Here is a 19,793-nt window from a genome sequence, read left to right on the forward strand (position 1 = left end):
CTTAACTAAAAACTTTATCGGGATTGTATCCCACATAGGGCATGTCCTGCTCATGGAACAGCACACCATATTCTTCCAATTCTTTCAAAATTGGCTGATATACTTCTTTTCGAATAGGAAGTTGCACACCTGGTGTTTTTATTTTTCCATTTAATATCAACAAAGTAGCCATCGCTACCGGCAATCCCACTGTTTTTGCCATTGCAGTATAGATTTGATCATCGCCAATACAAACCATTTTGGAATCAATTTGTTTTTCATCACCATCAAGAACGTATCCAAATTTGTGATACATTACAATCATATCCTTATCATTGGGCTGTAACGACCAACTTTCGGCTAATATTTTTTCAAGAATCTGAGCAGGTGTGGCATCTTTTAACCCTACTTTTTTATTGCGATTGAACAAATCCAATTCCAATAGCTTATCCCACATGATATCATCTTGATCAATTTTTAGAATTAAACGCATTTTAATTTCGACGGAATCAGTTGGATGGTAAGGCAAAAAGGAATTCACAAATTGTCTGTAAGTCATATTCTCCGTGTTCTCCATACTATAACTATCATCTGTCATTCCTAATTGAACAAACATATTCCAAGCTTTGGAAAAACCAACTCTACGAATAGTTCCTCTATATAAGGTAAGCACATCATCAAGGCCATAAACACTTCTATATTTCAGTGAATCCCTGTTCGAATACGCTTCAAATTTACCGTACCCTTCTACTTCTAAAAACTCTGTTCTTCGAAACAAACTCGTATAAGGGATGTATTTATAAGCCCCTTCCTGAATAAATTTTGCTGCACCGCCTTGTCCAGCAAGCACAACATTTCTTGGTGCCCAAGTAAATTTGTAATTCCAAAGATTAGTATCCGATTCAGGAGCTACAAGACCACCACAAAAAGATTCAAACAAAAGCATTTTTCCACCTTGATCCCTAATTTCATCAATTACTTTCATCGCACTCATATGATCAATTCCAGGATCAAGTCCAATTTCATTCATAAAAATTAGGCCGTTTGCTTTGGCTTGTTCATCCAATTCTTGCATCGCATCACTTATATAGGATGCAGTAACCAGATGTTTTTTATAAACAATACAATCTTTAGCTACTTCTATATGGAGGTGAGCGGGCAACATCGAAATTACTATAGTTGCGTTTTGAATGGCTTTCCCCCTTTGCTCCTTATCTAATATATCCAAAGCAATAGGAGTAGCATTCGGATGATTTTTTGTCTTTTTTTCGGCTAAAGCCAAAGATAAATCAGCAATTACAAGATGCAAATTTTCTGATTCCGATTTATTCAAAAGATATTGAATCAAAGAAGAAGCCGATCTTCCTGCACCAATAATAAGAATTGTTCTCATGAGTTGTCTTTATTTTACAATCGCGATTAAAAGATTCTGCCATTAAATAAAAAGCGGATATTTTTATCTTTATTTAAAATTGTATTATTCGTAATGAAATACATAATTATAACACAAACATACAATATTGTTGTATTTATAACAAGTTGTTTTTGAAAAAACATTTTAAATAAAATTTAGTTTTTCTTAAAAACGAATAAAACCTAAGTAAATTATGCAATTATGTTTAAAAAAAATACGTTCAAAGTTCAGCCATAAATTCTTTTTCTTTAAAAATAATAGAATACTTTTGTCTAAGAAAAATACATAAAAAATGGATAAAAAAATAGTTACAACAGCCGCACTATTTGGAATGGTTGCTATAATATTAGGTGCTTTTGGAGCACATGCCCTAAAAAAAGTACTGTCTGTAGAACAACTCACCACTTTTGAGACGGGTGTACGGTATCAAATGTACCATGCTTTATTTTTATTATTTATTGGAACAACTACGATAATCAATCAAAAAATCAAAAAAAGAATCTATAATTTAGTTGTTTATGGAGTGACTTTTTTTTCTGTCTCTATTTATTTCCTTGCGACCAACTCTTTGACCCATATTGACTTCAAAATGATGGGTTTCATTACTCCTGTTGGTGGTTTATTTCTTATTTCAGCATGGTTTGTTTTAATATTTGACTTAATAGCGCCTAAAAAAAAGAAAAATAATATTTAAATAGAATAAAAAAATAATTATACTTTTGCAGTGAAATAAACAACACTCAAAAATATTTATTTTTATGGACAACTACGCCTTAATTACGAAATCGATTTCGTTAAAAGAATTGGGAATTGAAAATGCAACGATTCAATATCAGCTGACTCCAAATGAGTTACAAGACATTACTATTCAAACTGGACAAGGAGTTGAAAATTCTACTGGAGCTTTAGCAGTTCTTACAGGAGAATTTACTGGACGCTCTCCACAAGACCGTTTTATTGTTAAAGATAGCATCACCCAAGACAAAGTATGGTGGGGTAAAGTAAATATTCCGTTTGAGCCTACAGCATTTGATGCTTTATACAAAAAAGTGACTACGTACTTATCAAACAAAGAAGTATTTGTAAGAGATGCTTATGTTTGCGCAGACACCAATTACAAATTAAATGTGCGTGTGGTAACAGAAACTGCCTGGGCCAATTTGTTTTGTCACAATATGTTTTTGAGACTTACAAAAGAAGAGCTAGAGCATTTTACTCCTGAGTGGACCGTAATTTGTGCAGCTGGTTTTGTTGCAGATCCAGTAATCGACGGAACACGTCAAGGCAATTTTGCTATTTTAGATTTCACAAAAAAGATTGCTTTAATTGGTGGTACAGGATATACAGGAGAAATGAAAAAAGGGATTTTTTCGGCTTTGAACTTTATTTTACCTGTTTTCAAAAATACCTTGCCAATGCATTGTAGCGCTAATGTTGGAAAAAATGGAGATACAGCCATCTTTTTTGGTTTATCAGGAACAGGGAAAACAACATTATCTGCAGATCCTGAGAGAAAATTAATTGGTGATGATGAGCATGGATGGACAAATGAGAATACCGTTTTCAATTTTGAAGGAGGCTGTTATGCCAAAGTAATCAATCTTACTGAGGAGAACGAACCTGATATTTTTAGAGCTATCAAAAAAGGAGCCATTCTTGAAAATATTGTTTTCAAATCAGGAACCAATGAAGTTGATTTTGAAGATGTTTCCATCACGCAAAACACAAGAGTTAGCTACCCTATCGAGCATATTGATAACATTCAACCAGGATCTATTGGGGAAAATCCAAAAAACATATTTTTCTTAACGGCAGATGCTTATGGAATTTTACCTCCAATTTCAAAATTAACTGCTGGACAAGCGGCCTATCATTTTATATCTGGATATACCGCAAAAGTAGCGGGAACTGAAGCAGGAGTTACTGAACCTCAACCCAATTTTTCAGCTTGTTTTGGTGCTCCATTCATGCCACTGCATCCAACAAAATATGCCGAAATGTTGAGCAAAAAAATGAAAGATGCCAATGTAAAAGTTTGGCTTATCAATACAGGATGGACTGGCGGCCCTTATGGTACAGGAAGTAGAATGAAATTGAAATATACCCGTGCCATGATTACTGCAGCTTTAAATGGAGAATTGGATACTGTTGCATTTGTAAATCATGACGTATTCGGAATTGCTATTCCACAAGTTTGTCCAGAAGTTCCAATCGAAATTTTAAATCCTAGAAATACTTGGGAAGACAAGGAATTATACGATAAAAAAGCCAGTGAACTGGCTCAAAAATTTGAAGATAATTTTGCTAAATTTAAAGAATTCGCCAATGCCGAAATATTGGCTGGTGCTCCAATTGCCTAAGTTTATTATTAATTTATTAAAAGAGCTGTTCGTTACTGGAGGGCACTGAAAAAGTCTCTCGAATAAGGAAAATGAAAATAACTGAAAAGGAGCGAAAACACTATGGTTTCGCTCCTTTTAGTTATTATAAGCCCCTTGTAATCTAAGAAGATTAAATTTGACTAAAAAAAGACGATTAAATAAAATCAAAGCCTTATTTAATCGCTTTTTTTAATGATTTTTGAAAATAGGGACTTTTTCAGTGCCCTCCGTTACTGAACAGCTCTTTTTTTTTTTGAATTAAAAACATAACCAAAAACAAATCAACATTTTAGGTCTATATTAACTTTTTGGCCTTAAATTTGCATCATCAATCAAAAATCAAATCAATCATGTTAAAACAATTTTTCATCCTCTGCTCAGGGGCCGACAAGAAGCTACTTGAAGGCTGCTCTGATGGCGAACAAACCAAATTTGTTGGTATTGGTGCCACTGTTTTTTTTACTGCTGTAATGGCTTTTATTGCCAGCGCTTATGCCCTTTTTACCGTTTTTGACAACGTTATTCCCGCTTTACTTTTTGGCTTTGTATGGAGTTTACTCATTTTTAATCTAGATCGTTTTATTGTCTCCACTATTCGAAAAAGAGATAGTTTTTCCAATGAATTTCTGCAAGCTACTCCACGAATTATATTGGCTTTCATCATTGCTATTGTGATTTCAAAACCTTTGGAAATCAAAATTTTTGAAAAAGAAATCAATACGGTTTTATTAAAAGAAAAAAATGCGATGGCCTTAAACAACAAAAAAGAAGTCGCTAACTATTTTCAATCGGATTTAGCCAAGAACAGAACCGAAATTACAAGTCTAAAAGCAGAAATCATAGCAAAAGAAAAGGAAGTAAACACACTCTATGAAACCTACATTAAAGAAGCTGAAGGAACTGCCGGTACAAAAAAACTAGGCAAAGGCCCCGTTTTTAAAGAAAAAATAGCCAAACACGATTTGGCAAAAAATGAATTGGATACCATTCGGAAAAACAATTTGGCCAAAATTGCTGTTTTGGAAAAAGGAACTAAAACTTTGCAAACCGATTTGGACAAAAAAGTAACTGAAACACAACCTATCATTGATGGATTTGATGGATTGATGGCTCGAATAAATGCCTTGAATAAATTGCCTTGGCTTCCTTCCTTTTTTATTATGCTATTGTTTTTGGCAATAGAAACCTCTCCTATTATTGCAAAATTATTATCACCCAGAGGAGAATATGATTATAAATTGGAAGACTTAGAAACGGCACTCAAAGCTACTATCGAACAAGACAAATACCAACGTCAGCTCTTAATAAAAACCAGTGCAACGATGCATGATAAAGTTTATGCTGATATTGCCGAAGATAAACAGCTTTATAATTTGCAAAGAAAGAATGCAACCGAATTATTAGAGCAGCAATCGAATAATTTTGTGGAGAAGCAAATGAAAACATTATAATTAAGTAAGCCTTTCAGCATTAACTGAAAGGCTTTTTTTTATTGATCAAAATCAAGTTAGGGCAAAAATGCAAATCCTTTTTTAGTTTTCCAAAGAAAATATTTTTCGAGTAAAACTTTATTAAAATCATACAGAATATTAGGAATCATAATTGCAAAAGAACGCGGTTTAAACAAGGAACTGGATATTATAAGTACTTCTTTTTTTCCAGCATCCATTATACAAAGTCCAGGAATTCGTCCCCAAGATTTTTTCACCAAATCTGTTCTTCCTTTGGCAGTACGTATAATATTCTCAGCTACAATTTTTCCTGTTTCATCAGATGGGTAGCCTGTTTTTGGAGATCCAAACGGGATGCTTTTTGGGGTAAAAGGCAACTTTACATCAACAGCAATTCCTGCTGCCCAAACATTTGGAACATAAAGATGTTTGTAATCGTCTCCAATTGGGATATAGCCTGCAGGAGTAGCTTTAAGATCTAGCGAATTTGTAACAAACTCAACACCTACAAAGGGCGGCATCAACATGGTAAAACGGCTTGGTAAAACTTCACCATTAGACAATTCTACTCCATCAGCAAAAACTTCTTTTACACCGACTTCTGTTCTGTAGTGAATATTGAACATTTTCATAAAAGTTTTGAGCATGGTTTCACCCATTGGCATTCCTCCTATTCCAAAATGTCCCAAATAATCTTCGGGAGTAATCCAATACAAATCGACTTTTTTGCGAATATTTTGTTCCCGTAACCATTTTTCGATATTGAATAAAAATTCATAAGCAGCTCCCATACAACCTGCATTTTGAGTAGCACCAATTACAATAGGCCCTGGGTTTTTCTTGAATTCCTCCAAGGTAGTTCGGATTTTCATAGCCCCGTTTGGAGTACCTATATAATGAGCAAATTCTTCAACTCCTGGGGCGATATCATATTTCACTTTTGGACCTGTGGCCACTACTAAATTATCGTATTTAAAATCCCCTTTGGTTGTAGACACCGTTTGGGTTGTAGTATCAACTTTTAGGGCTTCTGCGTGAACAAAATCAACACCTTTTTTCTTTAATACTTCTTCTTTTTTAAAAGAAATATCTTTTATTTCTCTTCTTCCAAAAGGCACCCAAATAAGGGATGGAATAAATAAAAACAAAGGGGATTTGTCTATCAAAATTACTTTGTGCTCCTCTTTGCCTTTTCTTTTTATTTCGAGTGCTGCCGTCATTCCAGCAAAGCTCCCTCCTACTACTACTGTCGTTGTCATAATTTTAAATTTTATAGTGTAAAGTTAAATTCACAAAATAATTTAAACAGTAACAATTATCACACAAGACCAAAAAAAACCCGACATGTATGAAGTGTCGGGTTGATTTATTTTTTTTGTAATAGACTACATATAACTCAAAATCTCTTTTTTGAAGGCGTCGTATTCGCCTTGTAAAATTAAACCATTATCGAGTAACTTTTTATAGTTTTGAAGCTTTGCAAAAAGTTCGTCTTGTGTCAATTCACTTGGCCTTTTTTCGGTTGAAGTGAAGGTATTGTCAATTATAGGCTCCGCATAATTTGAAACTACTGGCATAATTTCGGCATAATCCGTAATTTCTTCTGTTTCCATTTCTTCAATCATTTCAGACTCTTCAATTAATGTCGGAGCAATTTCTTCGGTAACAGGCGAAACAAAATTTGTATGATTTTTTAAAATATCCAATTGTTCTTTGGCATATGTAAATATTTTACGGGCTTGAATCTTCGGAATATAATCAATCGAAACTTGCATATCGGTTTTAGTTGAAAAAGAAAATTCTGATCCAAGAATATTTTCTTTGACAAAAGTCCCTTCAATATCATCCCATGTGTAATCAATAAAATTCATAGACAAGCCCAAATTTTTAGGCTGACAGATAATTATTCTTTTATTGGTCATTACAATACTGTCTGGAAGAACGGTCAATGCAGGTTTTTTTTGCACAGCAATATATCCAACTTCCTCATTTTTCATTAAAATATCCTTCAATTTTGATGTAACTTTCTCAATTGCTTTTGGATCTTGTTCTTCGTTTAAAAACTTTTTAATTTGTTCTTTCATCAGTAAATAATGTTTTTTTATTTATAACCCCACGAAAATTATCGAGAGAATTTTTTTTGAATTCCAGATGCACTTTATCAAATTTTTTTATAACCTTTTAATAGTGTGCAGAATATATTTTAAAATATATTTTTAATTCTTATCTTCACTACAAAAGTAATGTCTATTTTCTAATTCGACACAATAATTTGAAATTCTCAGACTAAAAAAACCGTTTTTAGCTATTAAATGTCATTTTATATCGACTAAATACCGTTTTTTTTGTTATAAAACAGAAAAGCTTTACTTTTATTTCATACCTTTAATTGATGAAAGTAAATAAAAAACGCTATGAGTCTAATAAAAATATTTCTAATTGAAGACGATGCTTTTTTTGGTGAAACCTTAAAATACCATTTAAAGTTAAATCCAGATTTTGAAGTTCATCTTTTTTACTCAGGAAAAGAGTGTTTAAGTCATTTGTATTTAAAGCCCGATATTATTTGTTTGGACTTTGGTTTGCCGGACATTTCTGGAGATTTGCTTTTAAAAAAAATAAAGGAAATCAATAATTCGATTCCAATAATAATCATAAGTGGACAAGAAGATATTGAAGTAGCTGTAGAATTCTTAAAATCTGGAGCTGACGATTATATTGTAAAAAACAACCACACCAAAGACTTGTTGTGGAACTCGATTATTAAAATTAAAGGGAATCTAAACTTAGTCCATGAAGTTGAAGAACTCAAAGAAAAATTAGAACAGAAATTTAGCTTTGAAAAAACAATTGTTGGTCAAAGTGAAGCTATAAAAAGTGTTTTTAATAAAATAAACAAGTCGATCAATACCAATATAAATGTTTCGATAACTGGAGAAACCGGAACAGGTAAAGAAGTAGTTGCCAAAGCCATACATTATAATTCCGAATTAAAAAGCAAGCCTTTTATTGCGGTAAACATGGCCGCCATTCCAAAAGAATTAGTAGAAAGTGAATTTTTTGGGCATGAAAAAGGGGCTTTCACAGGTGCTGATACTAGACGTATTGGAAAATTTGAACAAGCCGATGGAGGCACTATTTTTTTGGATGAAATAGCTGAATTGGATTTGAATCTTCAAAGTAAGTTACTTCGAGTTTTACAAGAAAGAGAAGTGGTACGATTAGGTGGATCCACAAAAATAAAATTCAATGCAAGGTTAATTATTGCAACTCATAAAGATTTGGCTCAAGAGGTCAAAAAAGGAACTTTTAGAGAAGATTTATATTATAGAATTATAGGATTACCTATTGAGTTGCCGCCTTTAAGAGAACGAGGAAATGATACCTTGCTATTGGCAAAGCATTTTATTGATTTGTTTGTAAAAGATAATAAAATGAAACCAATTATACTATCTAAAGAAGCAAAGGATAAATTATTGAAATATCCTTTTCCGGGAAATATTCGTGAATTGAAGTCGGTTATAGATCTAGCTTGTGTAATGTGTGAATCAAATGAAATTCTTGCCGATGATTTTTCATTTAACAGTATTCATGATACCGATTTTTTTCTTTCGGAAGAGAAAACACTAAAAGAATATAATGCTGAAATTATAATGCACTACCTAAAAAAGAATAACAATGATGTTTTAAAAACGGCAAAAAAACTAGACATAGGTAAATCAACCATTTACAATTTAATTCAGTCTTTGGATTTAAAAAAATAAAACATATGAAAGTAGCAGCATCACTTTATAAAGAAAATTCATTTATTGAAGGAAAAAATAAAGAAAATTTAATTTTGGATCAAGCACATTTAGTCCTTGGATTCGGGTCACGTGACTTGATATCGAATCCAAATTCATTTGATGCCATAAAGAATAAATTTCCAAATGCAGAAATACTTTTATGTTCCTCCTCTGGAGAAATTTATGACAATGAAGTTATTGACAATACCATTTCAATTACAGCTATATCATTTTCAAAAACCAAAATAAAAACATCTGAAGTAGATATTAATGATTTTTCAACCAGTTTTGAAGCTGGTTCATCCTTAATAAATACTTTCCCCCAGGAAGATTTAAAGCTTGTGTTTGTGCTTTCTGATGGAGGAAAAGTAAATGGCAGTGAACTAGTAAAAGGGATGAATCATGCCAAAAAGGAATCCGTATTAATTACTGGAGGATTAGCTGGAGATGGTGCCAAATTTGAAAAAACGTATGTAGGCTTAAATAAAGTGCCAGAAATAGGCAAAATTATTGCAGTTGGTTTTTATGGCTCCCAACTGGAAGTATCTCATGGATCTCTTGGGGGTTGGGAAAGTTTTGGACTCGAAAGAACTGTTACAAAAGCAACCGATAATGTGCTATTTGAGATAGACGGCAAAAATGCGCTTGATTTGTATAAAACCTACTTGGGCAAATATGCTGATGAACTACCAGGGTCTGCATTATTATTTCCTTTATCCATAAAATTAAATGAAAGTGAAGATCCAATTGTACGTACCATATTATCTATTGACGAAAAAAATCAGTCGATGACTTTTGCAGGTGACATTCCTTTAGGAAGTAAAGTTCGTTTTATGAAAGCCAATTTTGATCGTTTGATTGATGCTGCTAGCGATGCTGCTTCTACTTGTTTAAAAATGAATACGAGTAATCCAAAATTGGCAATCTTAATAAGTTGTGTAGGAAGAAAACTCATATTAAGCAATAGAACCGAAGAAGAAATTGAAGCCGTTTCGGAAATATTTGGTGACAAAACCCTACTCACTGGTTTCTATTCCTATGGTGAAATTTCGCCTCTCAAACCAATGGCTAATTGTGAATTACACAATCAAACCATGACTATTACATGTTTAAACGAAATCGATTAAGTATGGATTTTCATAAACAACTACAAAAACAAATCAAAAAGTATCTACCAAATGAATTGGTAAATGATCCAATGTTGCAAACTTTTCTACAATCCATTAACGATTCCTATTTTTCATTTGAAAGAGATAAAGAATTGATGGATCATTCGTTTCAGGAAAGCGAGAAAGAATACCATGAAATCAATCAAAATTTGAAAAAAGAGTATGCTTTAAAACAAGAATCCATTTCAAATTTATACGACAGTATTGAAACTTTAGACGACAGTTTTTTAGGAATAAATCCAGATGACAATGTTGATGATTTACTCTTTATTTCTAGGTATTTGAACCAACAAATAGAATCAAGAAAAGCAACTGAAGAAAATCTATCCCGAACAGTAGAATTATTAAAAACTTTACTGGCCAATCTTAATTCTGGAATACTAGTTGAAGATGAAAACCGTAGTATTCTGTTTACCAACTTAATGTTCTGTTCTATTTTCTCGATACCTTTAAATCCAGAATCTATGATTGGATTTGATTGCACAAATTCGGCCGAAGATTCAAAATTGATGTTCAAAAAACCAGAACATTTTTGTTCCAGAATTAATGAAATATTAGCCAAAAGAGAAATTGTGACCAATGAATTACTAGAAACTTCGGACAATCGATTTCTAGAAAGAGATTACATCCCGATTTATATAAATAATGAATACAAAGGACATCTTTGGAAATATAATAATGTAACCGATAGAATTCAAAACCAAATATCATTAGAACAAAGTGAAGTACGAAGCAGACAGATCATGAATGCTTCGCTAAATGCCATACTCACAGTAGATGACAAAGGAGAAATAACGTTTTGGAACCAACAAGCCGAGATTATATTTGGATGGAAAAAAGAAGAAATAGTAGGTAAAATATTTTCAGATTACATCGTTCCTAATTATAGTAAAGAGAATTATGACAATGGAATTAAGCATTATTTGGCTAACGGTGAAGACTATTATTTAAACAAACAAGTAGAACTGGATGCCATCAATAAAGAAGGAACTATATTCCCAACGGAAGTCTCCATTATTCCAATCAATCAGAATGGAGAAACGTTTTTCTGTGCCTTTATTCAAGATATCTCTAAAAGAAAAGAAGCCGAAAACCAGCTTTATCGAACTGTTGAACTCTTAAAAACATTACTAAATAACCTCAAATCTGGAATATTGGTTGAAGATGAAAACCAATTTATTCTTTTTTCAAATCAGTTGTATTGGGATCAGAAAAACAAAAAAACAACCCCTGAGAACGAAGAAGGTATTGATTTTTCGATAAAATTTGAAGAAAATAAACTTTTATACAAACAACCCGATAATTTTGTATCGAGAGTTAAAGAAATTTTAGTACAGAGAAAAACTATAATTGGAGAACTAATAGAAACAAGCAAAAATACATTTTATGAAAGAGATTATATCCCTCTTTTTATTGATGACAAATACAAAGGACATCTCTGGAAATATACGGATGTCACCGATCGAATTCTAAATCAAAAACTTCTGGAACAAAGCGAAGAGCGATCCCGTAATATTATGAACGCCTCTTTGAATGCAATAATAATGATTGATACAAAAGGAAAGATTACCTTTTGGAACAGTCAAGCAGAATCTATTTTTGGTTGGTCCGAAAATGAGGTTTTGGGAAAAACACTAAATCAAACCATTATTCCAAAACAACATGTAGCTGGACATGCTAAAGGAATGCAACATTATATTGATACGGGAGAAGGTCCAATATTAAACAAACAAATAGAGCTTCCAGCTTTGCACAAAAAGGGTATAGAATTTCCAATTGAAATTTCAATAGTACCTATTAGAGAAAATGATGAGTTATTCTTTTGTTCTTTTATTCAAGATATTTCCGAAAGAAAAAAAGCGGAATCCAATTTAAGATTTCAAGAAGAAAAATATCGAAATATTATTGCCAACATGAATTTAGGCTTAATAGAAGTTGACAATAATGAGATTATACAATTTGTCAATCAGAGTTTTGCCACGATGTCTGGATACGAAGTGAGTGAGCTTTTGGGGAAAAACCCATCAGATATATTTGTTTTTGGGGAAAATAAAGAAAAAATATCCTCGAAAATAGAATTACGAGAACAAGGCATATCCGACTTATATCAAGTTCCCATTAAAAACAAAAGAGGTGAACTCAAGTGGTGGACCATCAGTGGAGGTCCCAATTATGACGACAATGGAAACCTTATCGGTTCAGTAGGGATTCATTTAGATGTTACTGAGCAAAAGCAACTTGAAATAGACCTTGAGGCAGAGAAAATTAAAGCCGAAGAAGCGTCTAAAGCAAAGGAAACCTTCCTGGCCAATATGAGTCATGAAATACGAACTCCTCTAAATGCAATTATTGGCTTTTTGAGAGAACTAGAAAAACAGGAACTTACTGAAATTCAAAAAAGATACATAGAAAACAGTTCTATCGCATCCAAACATTTGCTTTCCATAATTAATAACATATTGGATATTTCTAAAATTGAAGCAGGTGAAATGGCCCTTGAAAAAGAAGATTTTATTATTAAAAATTCTATCAAAAATGTTATCCGAATTCTAAAACCAAAAGCCAAAGAGAAAGGATTAAAACTCAATTTTAAAATTTCGGATCAAGTAAATACCGTATTAAAAGGGGACACCTTACGATTGGAGCAAATACTTTATAACCTCATTGGAAATGCTTTAAAATTTACTTCAAGAGGCAAAATATCTATAGAATGTGAACTAATTAAGGACAATATCACCTTTCAGGAATTATGCCTATCTATATCTGATACGGGAATAGGAATGGATGAAAGTTTTATTGAAAATATTTTCAGGAAATTTTCGCAAGAAGACAAAACCATTACTAGAAAATTTGGCGGAACTGGTTTAGGTATGGCAATTACCTATGAACTTATTCAATTAATGAATGCAAAAATTGACATTCAAAGTAAAAAAAATGAAGGAACCACTATTCGTATTTATGCCAGTTTTATAAAAGGAAATCCTGAAAACATTGCGAATTTAAAACAACAAGAAAAGATGGTAGAACTCAATGGACTTTCTATTTTATTGGTTGAGGATAATGAAATGAATCGAATGGTTGCGCAAAATACGCTGCAATATTATGATTGTACTGTTACCGAGGCGGAAAATGGAATGGAAGCCATTACTATTTTGAAAAACCAAAATTTTGACATTATCCTAATGGATCTTCAAATGCCTGAAATGGATGGATATGAAACCACCCAAATTATTAGAAACGATTTTAAATTGACTACTCCTATTATTGCGCTTACCGCCAATGCCTTTAAAGCCGAAATCGAAAAATGCAAAAAAGCTGGGATGAATGATTATGTGACAAAACCGTTTGACGAAACAATTCTGTTAAATACCATTGCAAAGTATACTGTACATAAAAAAATTGCGAATTTTAAAGAAAACAAACCTTTGAATACTGAAAATCTTTATAACCTTAACTCTCTAAACAACTTAAGCAGAGGAAACTCGGAATTTGTAACCAAAATGATTCACCTATTTATAAAACAAACTACTACTGAAATAGAAAACATCACAACCGCAATATCTGTTGATGACTTTTCCGAAATAGGCAGATTGATTCATAAAATAAAACCAAGTGTAGAAAGTTTAGGTATAAAATCTATCGAAGAGGAGATGAAATCCCTTGAAAAAGTAGCACAGGAAACTATAGACAAAGAACAAATAACGTCTCTTTTTTCGATTATCAAATCTACTTTACTCCAAGTCATTTCCTTACTTAATGAAAATGAGCTTAATAAATAATTCTTTATTTTTATTTAAATGGAAAAATTTTCCAAAATATGGAAAAAATAAAAACATAAAAAACAGGTAATCGCTTGTTTTTCAATGATTTAGAAATTTTGGCTTGATATTGGTATAGCTGTTATCAAAATAACATATACTATGAAAAATTCAGCTCAATTTAAATTCTTTATCGTAGACGACGATATGTTTTATGCCAATATGTACGAACAATACTTATTGAACTTAAATTATACGGATATTACTTATTATAGTAATGGAAATGATTGTTTAAACAATCTTGATAAAAAACCAGATATTATTTTCTTGGACCATAATATGGAAGACATTACTGGTTTTGAAGTATTGAAAAAAATAAAAAGACAAAATCCCAATATTTATGTGGTGATGATTTCTGGTCAAGAAAACATCATAACAGCAGTGGACGCACTAAAATATGGCGCTTTTGATTATATCATAAAGGATAAAATGGTTTGTGAAAAAATGGATTTAATTATTTCTAAAATCATAAAAGTAAAAGAAGAACTCAAAAAAACGAATCCTTCTTTAACAAGACGATTTTTATCCATTTTCTAGGATTATTATTAAATAGTACCCCAAATGAAAACAATTTTAAAAATACTTTTACTGTCTTTATTTTTTACATCTTGTAAAACAGAAAATCTATTGGTCAGCAAAAAACCTGTTGTAGATCAAGCTGCATTTCTATATGATTCAACGTATCAATATAAAATAAGAGTAGATGACAAACTGTCTATTTCTGTTTGGGGCGAAGATAATTTGAGCGTAGGTTCGGTTTATGGAATATATGATTCAAATGAAGTATATGGAAAATGGCTTATGGTCGATACAAATGGCAGTATCGAAATTCCTAAAATTGGGCCAACTATTGTAGTAAACAAAACAATTCCTGAATTGAGAGAAGAATTGAGAACTGCTCTTAAAAAATGGCTGGTGAATCCAATAGTAGATATCAAAGTATTGAATAAAGAAATTACAATTCTTGGTGAAGTCAAAAATCCAAATACGATAAAAATAGATAAAGATCATGTGACACTATTCGAAATGATCAGTAAATCGGGAGGTTTCGACTTTTATGCCAACTTAAAATCAATTAAAATACTTCGCCAAGTAGGAACAACTGTAAAAATAACCAATCTTGACTTGACCAATGATAATGATATTGTAAACACCAATATACAGCTTCATCCTGGCGACGTAGTAATTGTTCCTTCCAAAAAGAACAAAGAATTTGACAAACGTATAGCCACTATTATACCTCTTACCACGACGATAACAACAGCTGCGATTTTAATTGGCTTATTTTAAAAAAGGAAACATGAACGAAAACATACGATTACTTAAGCCTTTTTTAAGAGGATTACCAATCATCATCTTGGTCATGGTTGTATCTGTCTTGGCGGCCAAAAAATATTTAAATTATGTAACTCCTATGTATGAAAGCACCACCATGCTCAAACTAGCCGATGTGCAAGAAGGAGTGCCAAGTGCTAATTTATTCAAGGATCTGGATGTATTTGCATCTGCCAATAAAATTGCAACTGAAATTGAAGTATTAAAATCAGCAAATTTGATTCAAAAATCTTTAAAAGAAGTCCCTTTCAATAAAGAAATATACAGAAAAGGCGATATGCTAACCGTTGAATTGTTTGGCAACTCTCCTATTTTGATAGAAGGTACTTTTCAGACCGAAAAAGCATTGGACAAACGCTATTCCTTAAATGTCATTTCGGATAAAGAATTTCAATTTTTTTACCCTAATTCAAATCAAAGCATACCCGGGAAATTTGGCAAACCTTTAAAAATTAATGGTGCTACCTTCTTAATTACATTAAACGAACCTTTTATTCTATCCAAAAAAGAAGTAAAAATAATTGACACTTACGAATTTGAATTTTTGAGTAACCAAAAATTGATGGAAAAAATCAACAAAAATTTAGATATCGTCCCGGTTGACAAGGATGTACCTGTGATTCGCATTAATATGAAAAGTAATGTGCCTGAGAAAGCAGCTCTTTTTGTAAATAAATTGGCCGAAATGTATATCAAAGATTATATCGAAAATAAGTTTCGAGCCGCAAATACCACAGTGGATTTTTTACAAAAAGAAATCAGTAACTCAAATAAAAAATTATCCAGTTCTGAAAATAATATTCAAAATTATAGAGATAAAAAAAACATTGTCAATGTAAGACAAGAAACCGAAACCGATTTACGCAAAATATCACAATTAAAAATTGAGCAAACCAATATAAAAATGAACCTAAATGCGATCAAAGATTTGAATAAATATATCGCAGCCGGAAAAACCAATTATTTGGATTTGGCTCCCAATTTTGAAGCTTTTACTGATTTACTTTCAACAGAAATGGTAAAAAACATCAAAAAACTACAATCGGACAAAAAGGATTTATTGATGACTTATACACCCGAAAATGAAAAAGTAAAAATTATAGATGCAAAACTAAAAGACCTCATCGATTATCAAATTGAAAGTATCAAAAACACGGAGAAAAATTTACAAATAAAATACAACGATCTTACAAATGACATAACCGAATCAGAAAAAGTATTTATCGGTTTGCCTGAAAAAGAAAAAGAATTAACCATTTTAAACCGAGAATTTAATCTTTATGAATCGAATTATAATTTTTTGAATGAAAAAAGAATTGATGCTGAAATTGCACGATCTGCAAAAATTGCTTTTCATAAAATTATCACTCCAGCCGAAATTTCGAAAACTCCAGTTTCTCCTATTCGCGGAATAATAATTGTAGTCGCTGCATTGATGGGATTGTTTGGATCTGTTGTTCTGATCTATATTGTTCATTTTGCAAAAGCAAAAGTAAATGACATCTACACCATCGAAAAAAATAGCACTATTCCAGTAGCAATAGCAACCCCTTTTTTGAAATCAGAAATAGAAATTAAAACTAACTTTTTGAAAGAAGCCATTCAAATGGAGTTGAAAGGAATGATAAAAGACAAAAATATTTTGGCCATAAGTTCTTATGACAGTGATAAAGATCATTTATTTCACTCCAAAAATTTAGCCTATGCTTTCAAAAAACAAGGACGAAAAATCGTTGTATTTGATGTAACAGGACAATTAGAAAATGAGTTTGAAACTGCTGAATACCGCAATTTTTCAGATCCAAAATACTTAAGCTATACCAAAACTGCATTTCAAAATGAAATTCAGGAAATAATGAGCTATTTTGAGTTGTGCATCATTCACAATCAAGCTATAAAAGAAGACAAACTTGCGTTGCTTTTTATGAGTTTGGCAAGCGAAAACCTAATTGTTTTAGACAGCCGAAAATCTGCCGAAAAAACAGTTCTAAAAATCGAACTATTAAAAGATGAATACAAATTACCAAATGTTTGGTTTGTATTAAATAAATTAAACTACAGCCCAAGCGTGTTTTTTGAAGTAAAAAAACTTTGGAAAAAATACATTACAAAATAAAATGCTAAACATGAGCCTACTAAAAAAAATAGTGTCATCTCCCACTCTCTTGGTCTTTGCTGACCAAGCAATTAGTAGTGGAACCACTTTTTTGTTGACTCTTTTTTTGGCTCAAAAATTAGACAATAGGAGTTTTGGTGTGTTTTCGGCCATAGTTTTGGTCAGCTATTTAATCGTTAGCATTACAAATGCCTTGCTCATTCAACCTTTTCAGGTTTCCATTTCTAGAATAATTGAAAAAAAACAATACCAGGTTTTCTTGACTTATGGATTGATAGGATTGTCTGTTTTCATATTTTTTATAATTCAATTTGCAGTGCTTTTTTTATCTAATGGCAATGAATATCGAATAAATACTTATGCTATAAGCTGTTTCATATTGGGTTTTATCATAAATGATTTTTTCCGAAAATTACTTTTAGGCATTAACAAAGTAAGAATTGTTTTTGCCATGGATTTTATTTTTTTGTTGTTAATTGTTGTTATTTTTTACTTGGATGAGACAATTCAATTATCAAATGCCCTTTGGATCATTGGATTGTCAAATCTTATTACTGCGTTACCGGGAATGTACTTTATTGCGAAAAACTTTGAACGTCCCAGTTCTTGGAAATTATTCTTAAATCATCATTTTGCTCAAGGCAAATGGTTGTTTAGTGTGGCTCTTTTGCAGTGGTGCTCCAGCAATTTTTTCGTATTGGTTTCTGGTGTCTATTTAGGTATTGAAGCCCTTGGTGCTTTACGATTGGTTCAATCTTTTTTTGGGATTCTAAATATAGGACTGCAAACAATTGAAAACTATTATTTGCCAAAAGTAGCAGCAATTTATAACGAGAATAGCGCTAAAGCAAAGAAATATCTATTGGAAATCACCTTATTTGGAGCATTGTTATTTGCTACCCTTTTGAGTATTTTTTCTATTTTCTCTAATGAAATAATTGTTTTGGCAGGTGGCCAGAAATATCAAAACTACGGTTATGTGGTCCGAATTATTTCGGTTTTATACTTCTTTATTTTCTTGAGTTACCCCATTCGAATAGCGGTAAGAATATTGGTGTTGAACAAAATATTCTTTTTTGGATATGTGCTTTCATTCGTCTCTTCTTTAATTTCTTTTCATTTTTTATTAAACAGTTTTGGTCTTTATGGAGCAGTTTCGGGACTTATTATGAATCAAATCATTATGATTTTGTTTTGGCAAAATCAATTGAAAAAAAATCAATTTCAGTTATGGAAATAATTCACATCGTATTAGGAAAAGCAAATCCTCAAAGAATGAATGGCGTTAATAAAGTAGTGCATCAATTAGCGACCAAGCAAACTGAATTTGGAGAAAAAGTTGCAGTTTGGGGCATTACCAAAGATTTAGAAAACAATTATGGTGAACGCAATTACAAAACCCAATTGTTTTTAAAACAACGAAATCCTTTTGCCATTTCTGAAGAATTAAAAAGCGCCATTATCCAAAAAAAAGATAAAGCTGTATTTCATCTTCACGGTGGTTGGATTCCTATTTTTTATACTTTGTCTAAATTATTACACCAAAACAACATCTCTTTTGTTTTCACTCCTCATGGTGCTTACAATACAATTGCCATGCAAAGAAGTTCTTGGAGAAAAAAAGTATATTTCTTATTATTCGAAAAAACAGTACTCAACAATTCATCAAAAATTCATTGTATTGGCCAAAGCGAAGTTATTGGTTTAAAAAGGATTTTCAAAAACAGCAAATCTATTTTATTACCCTATGGTTATGAGAATGAAAAGATTGTTGTAATAGAAAAATCGACTAACCCTGAAATTATTTTTGGTTTTATCGGTCGGTTGGATATTTATACCAAAGGTTTAGATACTTTACTCGAAGCCTTTCAGAAATTTCAAGAAAAAGTACCCAATTCAAAACTTTGGATTATAGGTGATAGCCCAGAAAAAGTGCTATTAGAACAACAACTAAAAGGCAAAGCATTTGCACAAAACGTTGTTCTATTTGGTAGTAAATTTGGAGAAGAAAAAAACGACTTACTTCAAAAAATAGATGTTTTTGTACATCCTTCCCGCAATGAAGGGCTACCACTTTCAGTAATTGAAGCAGCTAGTTTTGGAAAACCTTGTATTGTAACCGATGCGACAAATATTGGTCAACTAATTACTAAAAACCAAGCAGGAAAAACTATATATGCACAAAGCAGTAATTTACTGGAAAATGCTATGTCAGATTTATTCTCTTGCTGGAAAAATCCAAACTATTTTATCGAAATGCAATACAATGCCATCAAAATGGTGAAACAAAATTACAATTGGAAACAACTTATATCTCGGTTTAACATCGAATTATACCATTAGTC

Annotated in this window: 14 protein-coding genes; 11 read left to right on the plus strand and 3 right to left on the minus strand. The window is 31.9% G+C overall.

Annotated features, from left to right (window positions below; genetic code table 11):
- Window position 1: 1 nt before the first annotated feature.
- The gene (locus OZP06_RS05860) at window positions 2-1,372 is read right to left on the minus strand and encodes a saccharopine dehydrogenase C-terminal domain-containing protein (RefSeq protein WP_281324347.1); all 1,371 of its coding nucleotides are present in this window, start codon (window positions 1,370-1,372) and stop codon (window positions 2-4) included.
- A gap of 313 nt (window positions 1,373-1,685) precedes the next feature.
- On the opposite strand from OZP06_RS05860, the gene OZP06_RS05865 reads away from it, so the two are divergent.
- The 3 genes from OZP06_RS05865 (at window position 1,686) to OZP06_RS05875 (ending at window position 5,225) form a co-directional block, all read left to right on the plus strand.
- Window positions 1,686-2,087 (plus strand): DUF423 domain-containing protein, encoded by a 402-nt coding sequence (locus tag OZP06_RS05865; RefSeq protein ID WP_281324348.1) that lies wholly within the window; start codon window positions 1,686-1,688, stop codon window positions 2,085-2,087.
- 64 nt (window positions 2,088-2,151) lie between these two features.
- On the plus strand, window positions 2,152-3,753 hold the full coding sequence (pckA, locus tag OZP06_RS05870) for a phosphoenolpyruvate carboxykinase (ATP) (RefSeq protein WP_269224059.1): 1,602 nt from the start codon (window positions 2,152-2,154) through the stop codon (window positions 3,751-3,753).
- A 371-nt stretch (window positions 3,754-4,124) separates the two neighbouring features.
- Entirely contained in the window at window positions 4,125-5,225 is a 1,101-nt protein-coding gene (locus OZP06_RS05875) for a DUF4407 domain-containing protein (RefSeq protein WP_269224060.1), read from the plus strand.
- Window positions 5,226-5,281: 56 nt separating this feature from the next.
- Here the strand turns inward: OZP06_RS05875 and OZP06_RS05880 are convergent, their stop codons facing one another.
- Together OZP06_RS05880 and OZP06_RS05885 are read right to left on the minus strand one after the other, a co-directional pair.
- The gene (locus OZP06_RS05880; RefSeq protein ID WP_269224061.1) at window positions 5,282-6,484 is read right to left on the minus strand and encodes an FAD/NAD(P)-binding oxidoreductase; all 1,203 of its coding nucleotides are present in this window, start codon (window positions 6,482-6,484) and stop codon (window positions 5,282-5,284) included.
- Window positions 6,485-6,610: 126 nt separating this feature from the next.
- Window positions 6,611-7,309 carry a PH domain-containing protein gene (locus OZP06_RS05885; RefSeq protein ID WP_269224062.1) on the minus strand — a complete coding sequence of 233 codons (699 nt, stop codon included), beginning with the start codon at window positions 7,307-7,309 and terminating at the stop codon, window positions 6,611-6,613.
- A gap of 330 nt (window positions 7,310-7,639) precedes the next feature.
- On the opposite strand from OZP06_RS05885, the gene OZP06_RS05890 reads away from it, so the two are divergent.
- The 8 genes from OZP06_RS05890 (at window position 7,640) to OZP06_RS05925 (ending at window position 19,791) form a co-directional block, all read left to right on the plus strand.
- Window positions 7,640-8,989 carry a sigma-54 dependent transcriptional regulator gene (locus OZP06_RS05890; RefSeq protein WP_281324349.1) on the plus strand — a complete coding sequence of 450 codons (1,350 nt, stop codon included), beginning with the start codon at window positions 7,640-7,642 and terminating at the stop codon, window positions 8,987-8,989.
- A 5-nt stretch (window positions 8,990-8,994) separates the two neighbouring features.
- Window positions 8,995-10,137: an FIST N-terminal domain-containing protein gene (locus OZP06_RS05895; protein WP_281324350.1), complete on the plus strand. Its 1,143-nt coding sequence runs from the start codon at window positions 8,995-8,997 to the stop codon at window positions 10,135-10,137.
- A gap of 2 nt (window positions 10,138-10,139) precedes the next feature.
- Window positions 10,140-13,958, plus strand: coding sequence for a PAS domain S-box protein (locus OZP06_RS05900; RefSeq protein ID WP_269224066.1), 3,819 nt, complete (start codon window positions 10,140-10,142; stop codon window positions 13,956-13,958).
- A gap of 141 nt (window positions 13,959-14,099) precedes the next feature.
- Complete coding sequence (locus OZP06_RS05905) at window positions 14,100-14,534, plus strand: response regulator (RefSeq protein WP_269224067.1); 435 nt, start codon at window positions 14,100-14,102, stop codon at window positions 14,532-14,534.
- 24 nt (window positions 14,535-14,558) lie between these two features.
- Complete coding sequence (locus OZP06_RS05910; RefSeq protein WP_269224068.1) at window positions 14,559-15,287, plus strand: polysaccharide biosynthesis/export family protein; 729 nt, start codon at window positions 14,559-14,561, stop codon at window positions 15,285-15,287.
- Between the two features lie 10 nt (window positions 15,288-15,297).
- Window positions 15,298-17,448: a Wzz/FepE/Etk N-terminal domain-containing protein gene (locus OZP06_RS05915; RefSeq protein WP_269224069.1), complete on the plus strand. Its 2,151-nt coding sequence runs from the start codon at window positions 15,298-15,300 to the stop codon at window positions 17,446-17,448.
- A gap of 10 nt (window positions 17,449-17,458) precedes the next feature.
- On the plus strand, window positions 17,459-18,688 hold the full coding sequence (locus OZP06_RS05920) for a hypothetical protein (RefSeq protein ID WP_281324351.1): 1,230 nt from the start codon (window positions 17,459-17,461) through the stop codon (window positions 18,686-18,688).
- Window positions 18,679-19,791: a glycosyltransferase gene (locus tag OZP06_RS05925; RefSeq protein WP_281324352.1), complete on the plus strand. Its 1,113-nt coding sequence runs from the start codon at window positions 18,679-18,681 to the stop codon at window positions 19,789-19,791. The genes OZP06_RS05920 and OZP06_RS05925 overlap by 10 nt, the downstream gene beginning before the upstream one ends.
- Window positions 19,792-19,793: the final 2 nt, after the last annotated feature.

Origin of the sequence: Flavobacterium sp. IMCC34518, assembly GCF_027111095.2 — a bacterium.
Taxonomy (GTDB): Bacteria; Bacteroidota; Bacteroidia; order Flavobacteriales; family Flavobacteriaceae; genus Flavobacterium; species Flavobacterium praedii.

Bases quoted from the DNA above. Each gene is read 5' to 3' on its own strand.
- OZP06_RS05905 (WP_269224067.1), top strand. From the start codon at position 14,100: ATGAAAAATTCAGCTCAATTTAAATTCTTTATCGTAGACGACGATATG.
- OZP06_RS05885 (WP_269224062.1), bottom strand. From the start codon at position 7,309: ATGAAAGAACAAATTAAAAAGTTTTTAAACGAAGAACAAGATCCAAAA.
- OZP06_RS05910 (WP_269224068.1), top strand. From the start codon at position 14,559: ATGAAAACAATTTTAAAAATACTTTTACTGTCTTTATTTTTTACATCT.
- OZP06_RS05860 (WP_281324347.1), bottom strand. From the start codon at position 1,372: ATGAGAACAATTCTTATTATTGGTGCAGGAAGATCGGCTTCTTCTTTG.
- OZP06_RS05875 (WP_269224060.1), top strand. From the start codon at position 4,125: ATGTTAAAACAATTTTTCATCCTCTGCTCAGGGGCCGACAAGAAGCTA.
- pckA (WP_269224059.1), top strand. From the start codon at position 2,152: ATGGACAACTACGCCTTAATTACGAAATCGATTTCGTTAAAAGAATTG.
- OZP06_RS05900 (WP_269224066.1), top strand. From the start codon at position 10,140: ATGGATTTTCATAAACAACTACAAAAACAAATCAAAAAGTATCTACCA.
- OZP06_RS05890 (WP_281324349.1), top strand. From the start codon at position 7,640: ATGAGTCTAATAAAAATATTTCTAATTGAAGACGATGCTTTTTTTGGT.
- OZP06_RS05915 (WP_269224069.1), top strand. From the start codon at position 15,298: ATGAACGAAAACATACGATTACTTAAGCCTTTTTTAAGAGGATTACCA.
- OZP06_RS05920 (WP_281324351.1), top strand. From the start codon at position 17,459: ATGAGCCTACTAAAAAAAATAGTGTCATCTCCCACTCTCTTGGTCTTT.
- OZP06_RS05865 (WP_281324348.1), top strand. From the start codon at position 1,686: ATGGATAAAAAAATAGTTACAACAGCCGCACTATTTGGAATGGTTGCT.
- OZP06_RS05880 (WP_269224061.1), bottom strand. From the start codon at position 6,484: ATGACAACGACAGTAGTAGTAGGAGGGAGCTTTGCTGGAATGACGGCA.
- OZP06_RS05925 (WP_281324352.1), top strand. From the start codon at position 18,679: ATGGAAATAATTCACATCGTATTAGGAAAAGCAAATCCTCAAAGAATG.
- OZP06_RS05895 (WP_281324350.1), top strand. From the start codon at position 8,995: ATGAAAGTAGCAGCATCACTTTATAAAGAAAATTCATTTATTGAAGGA.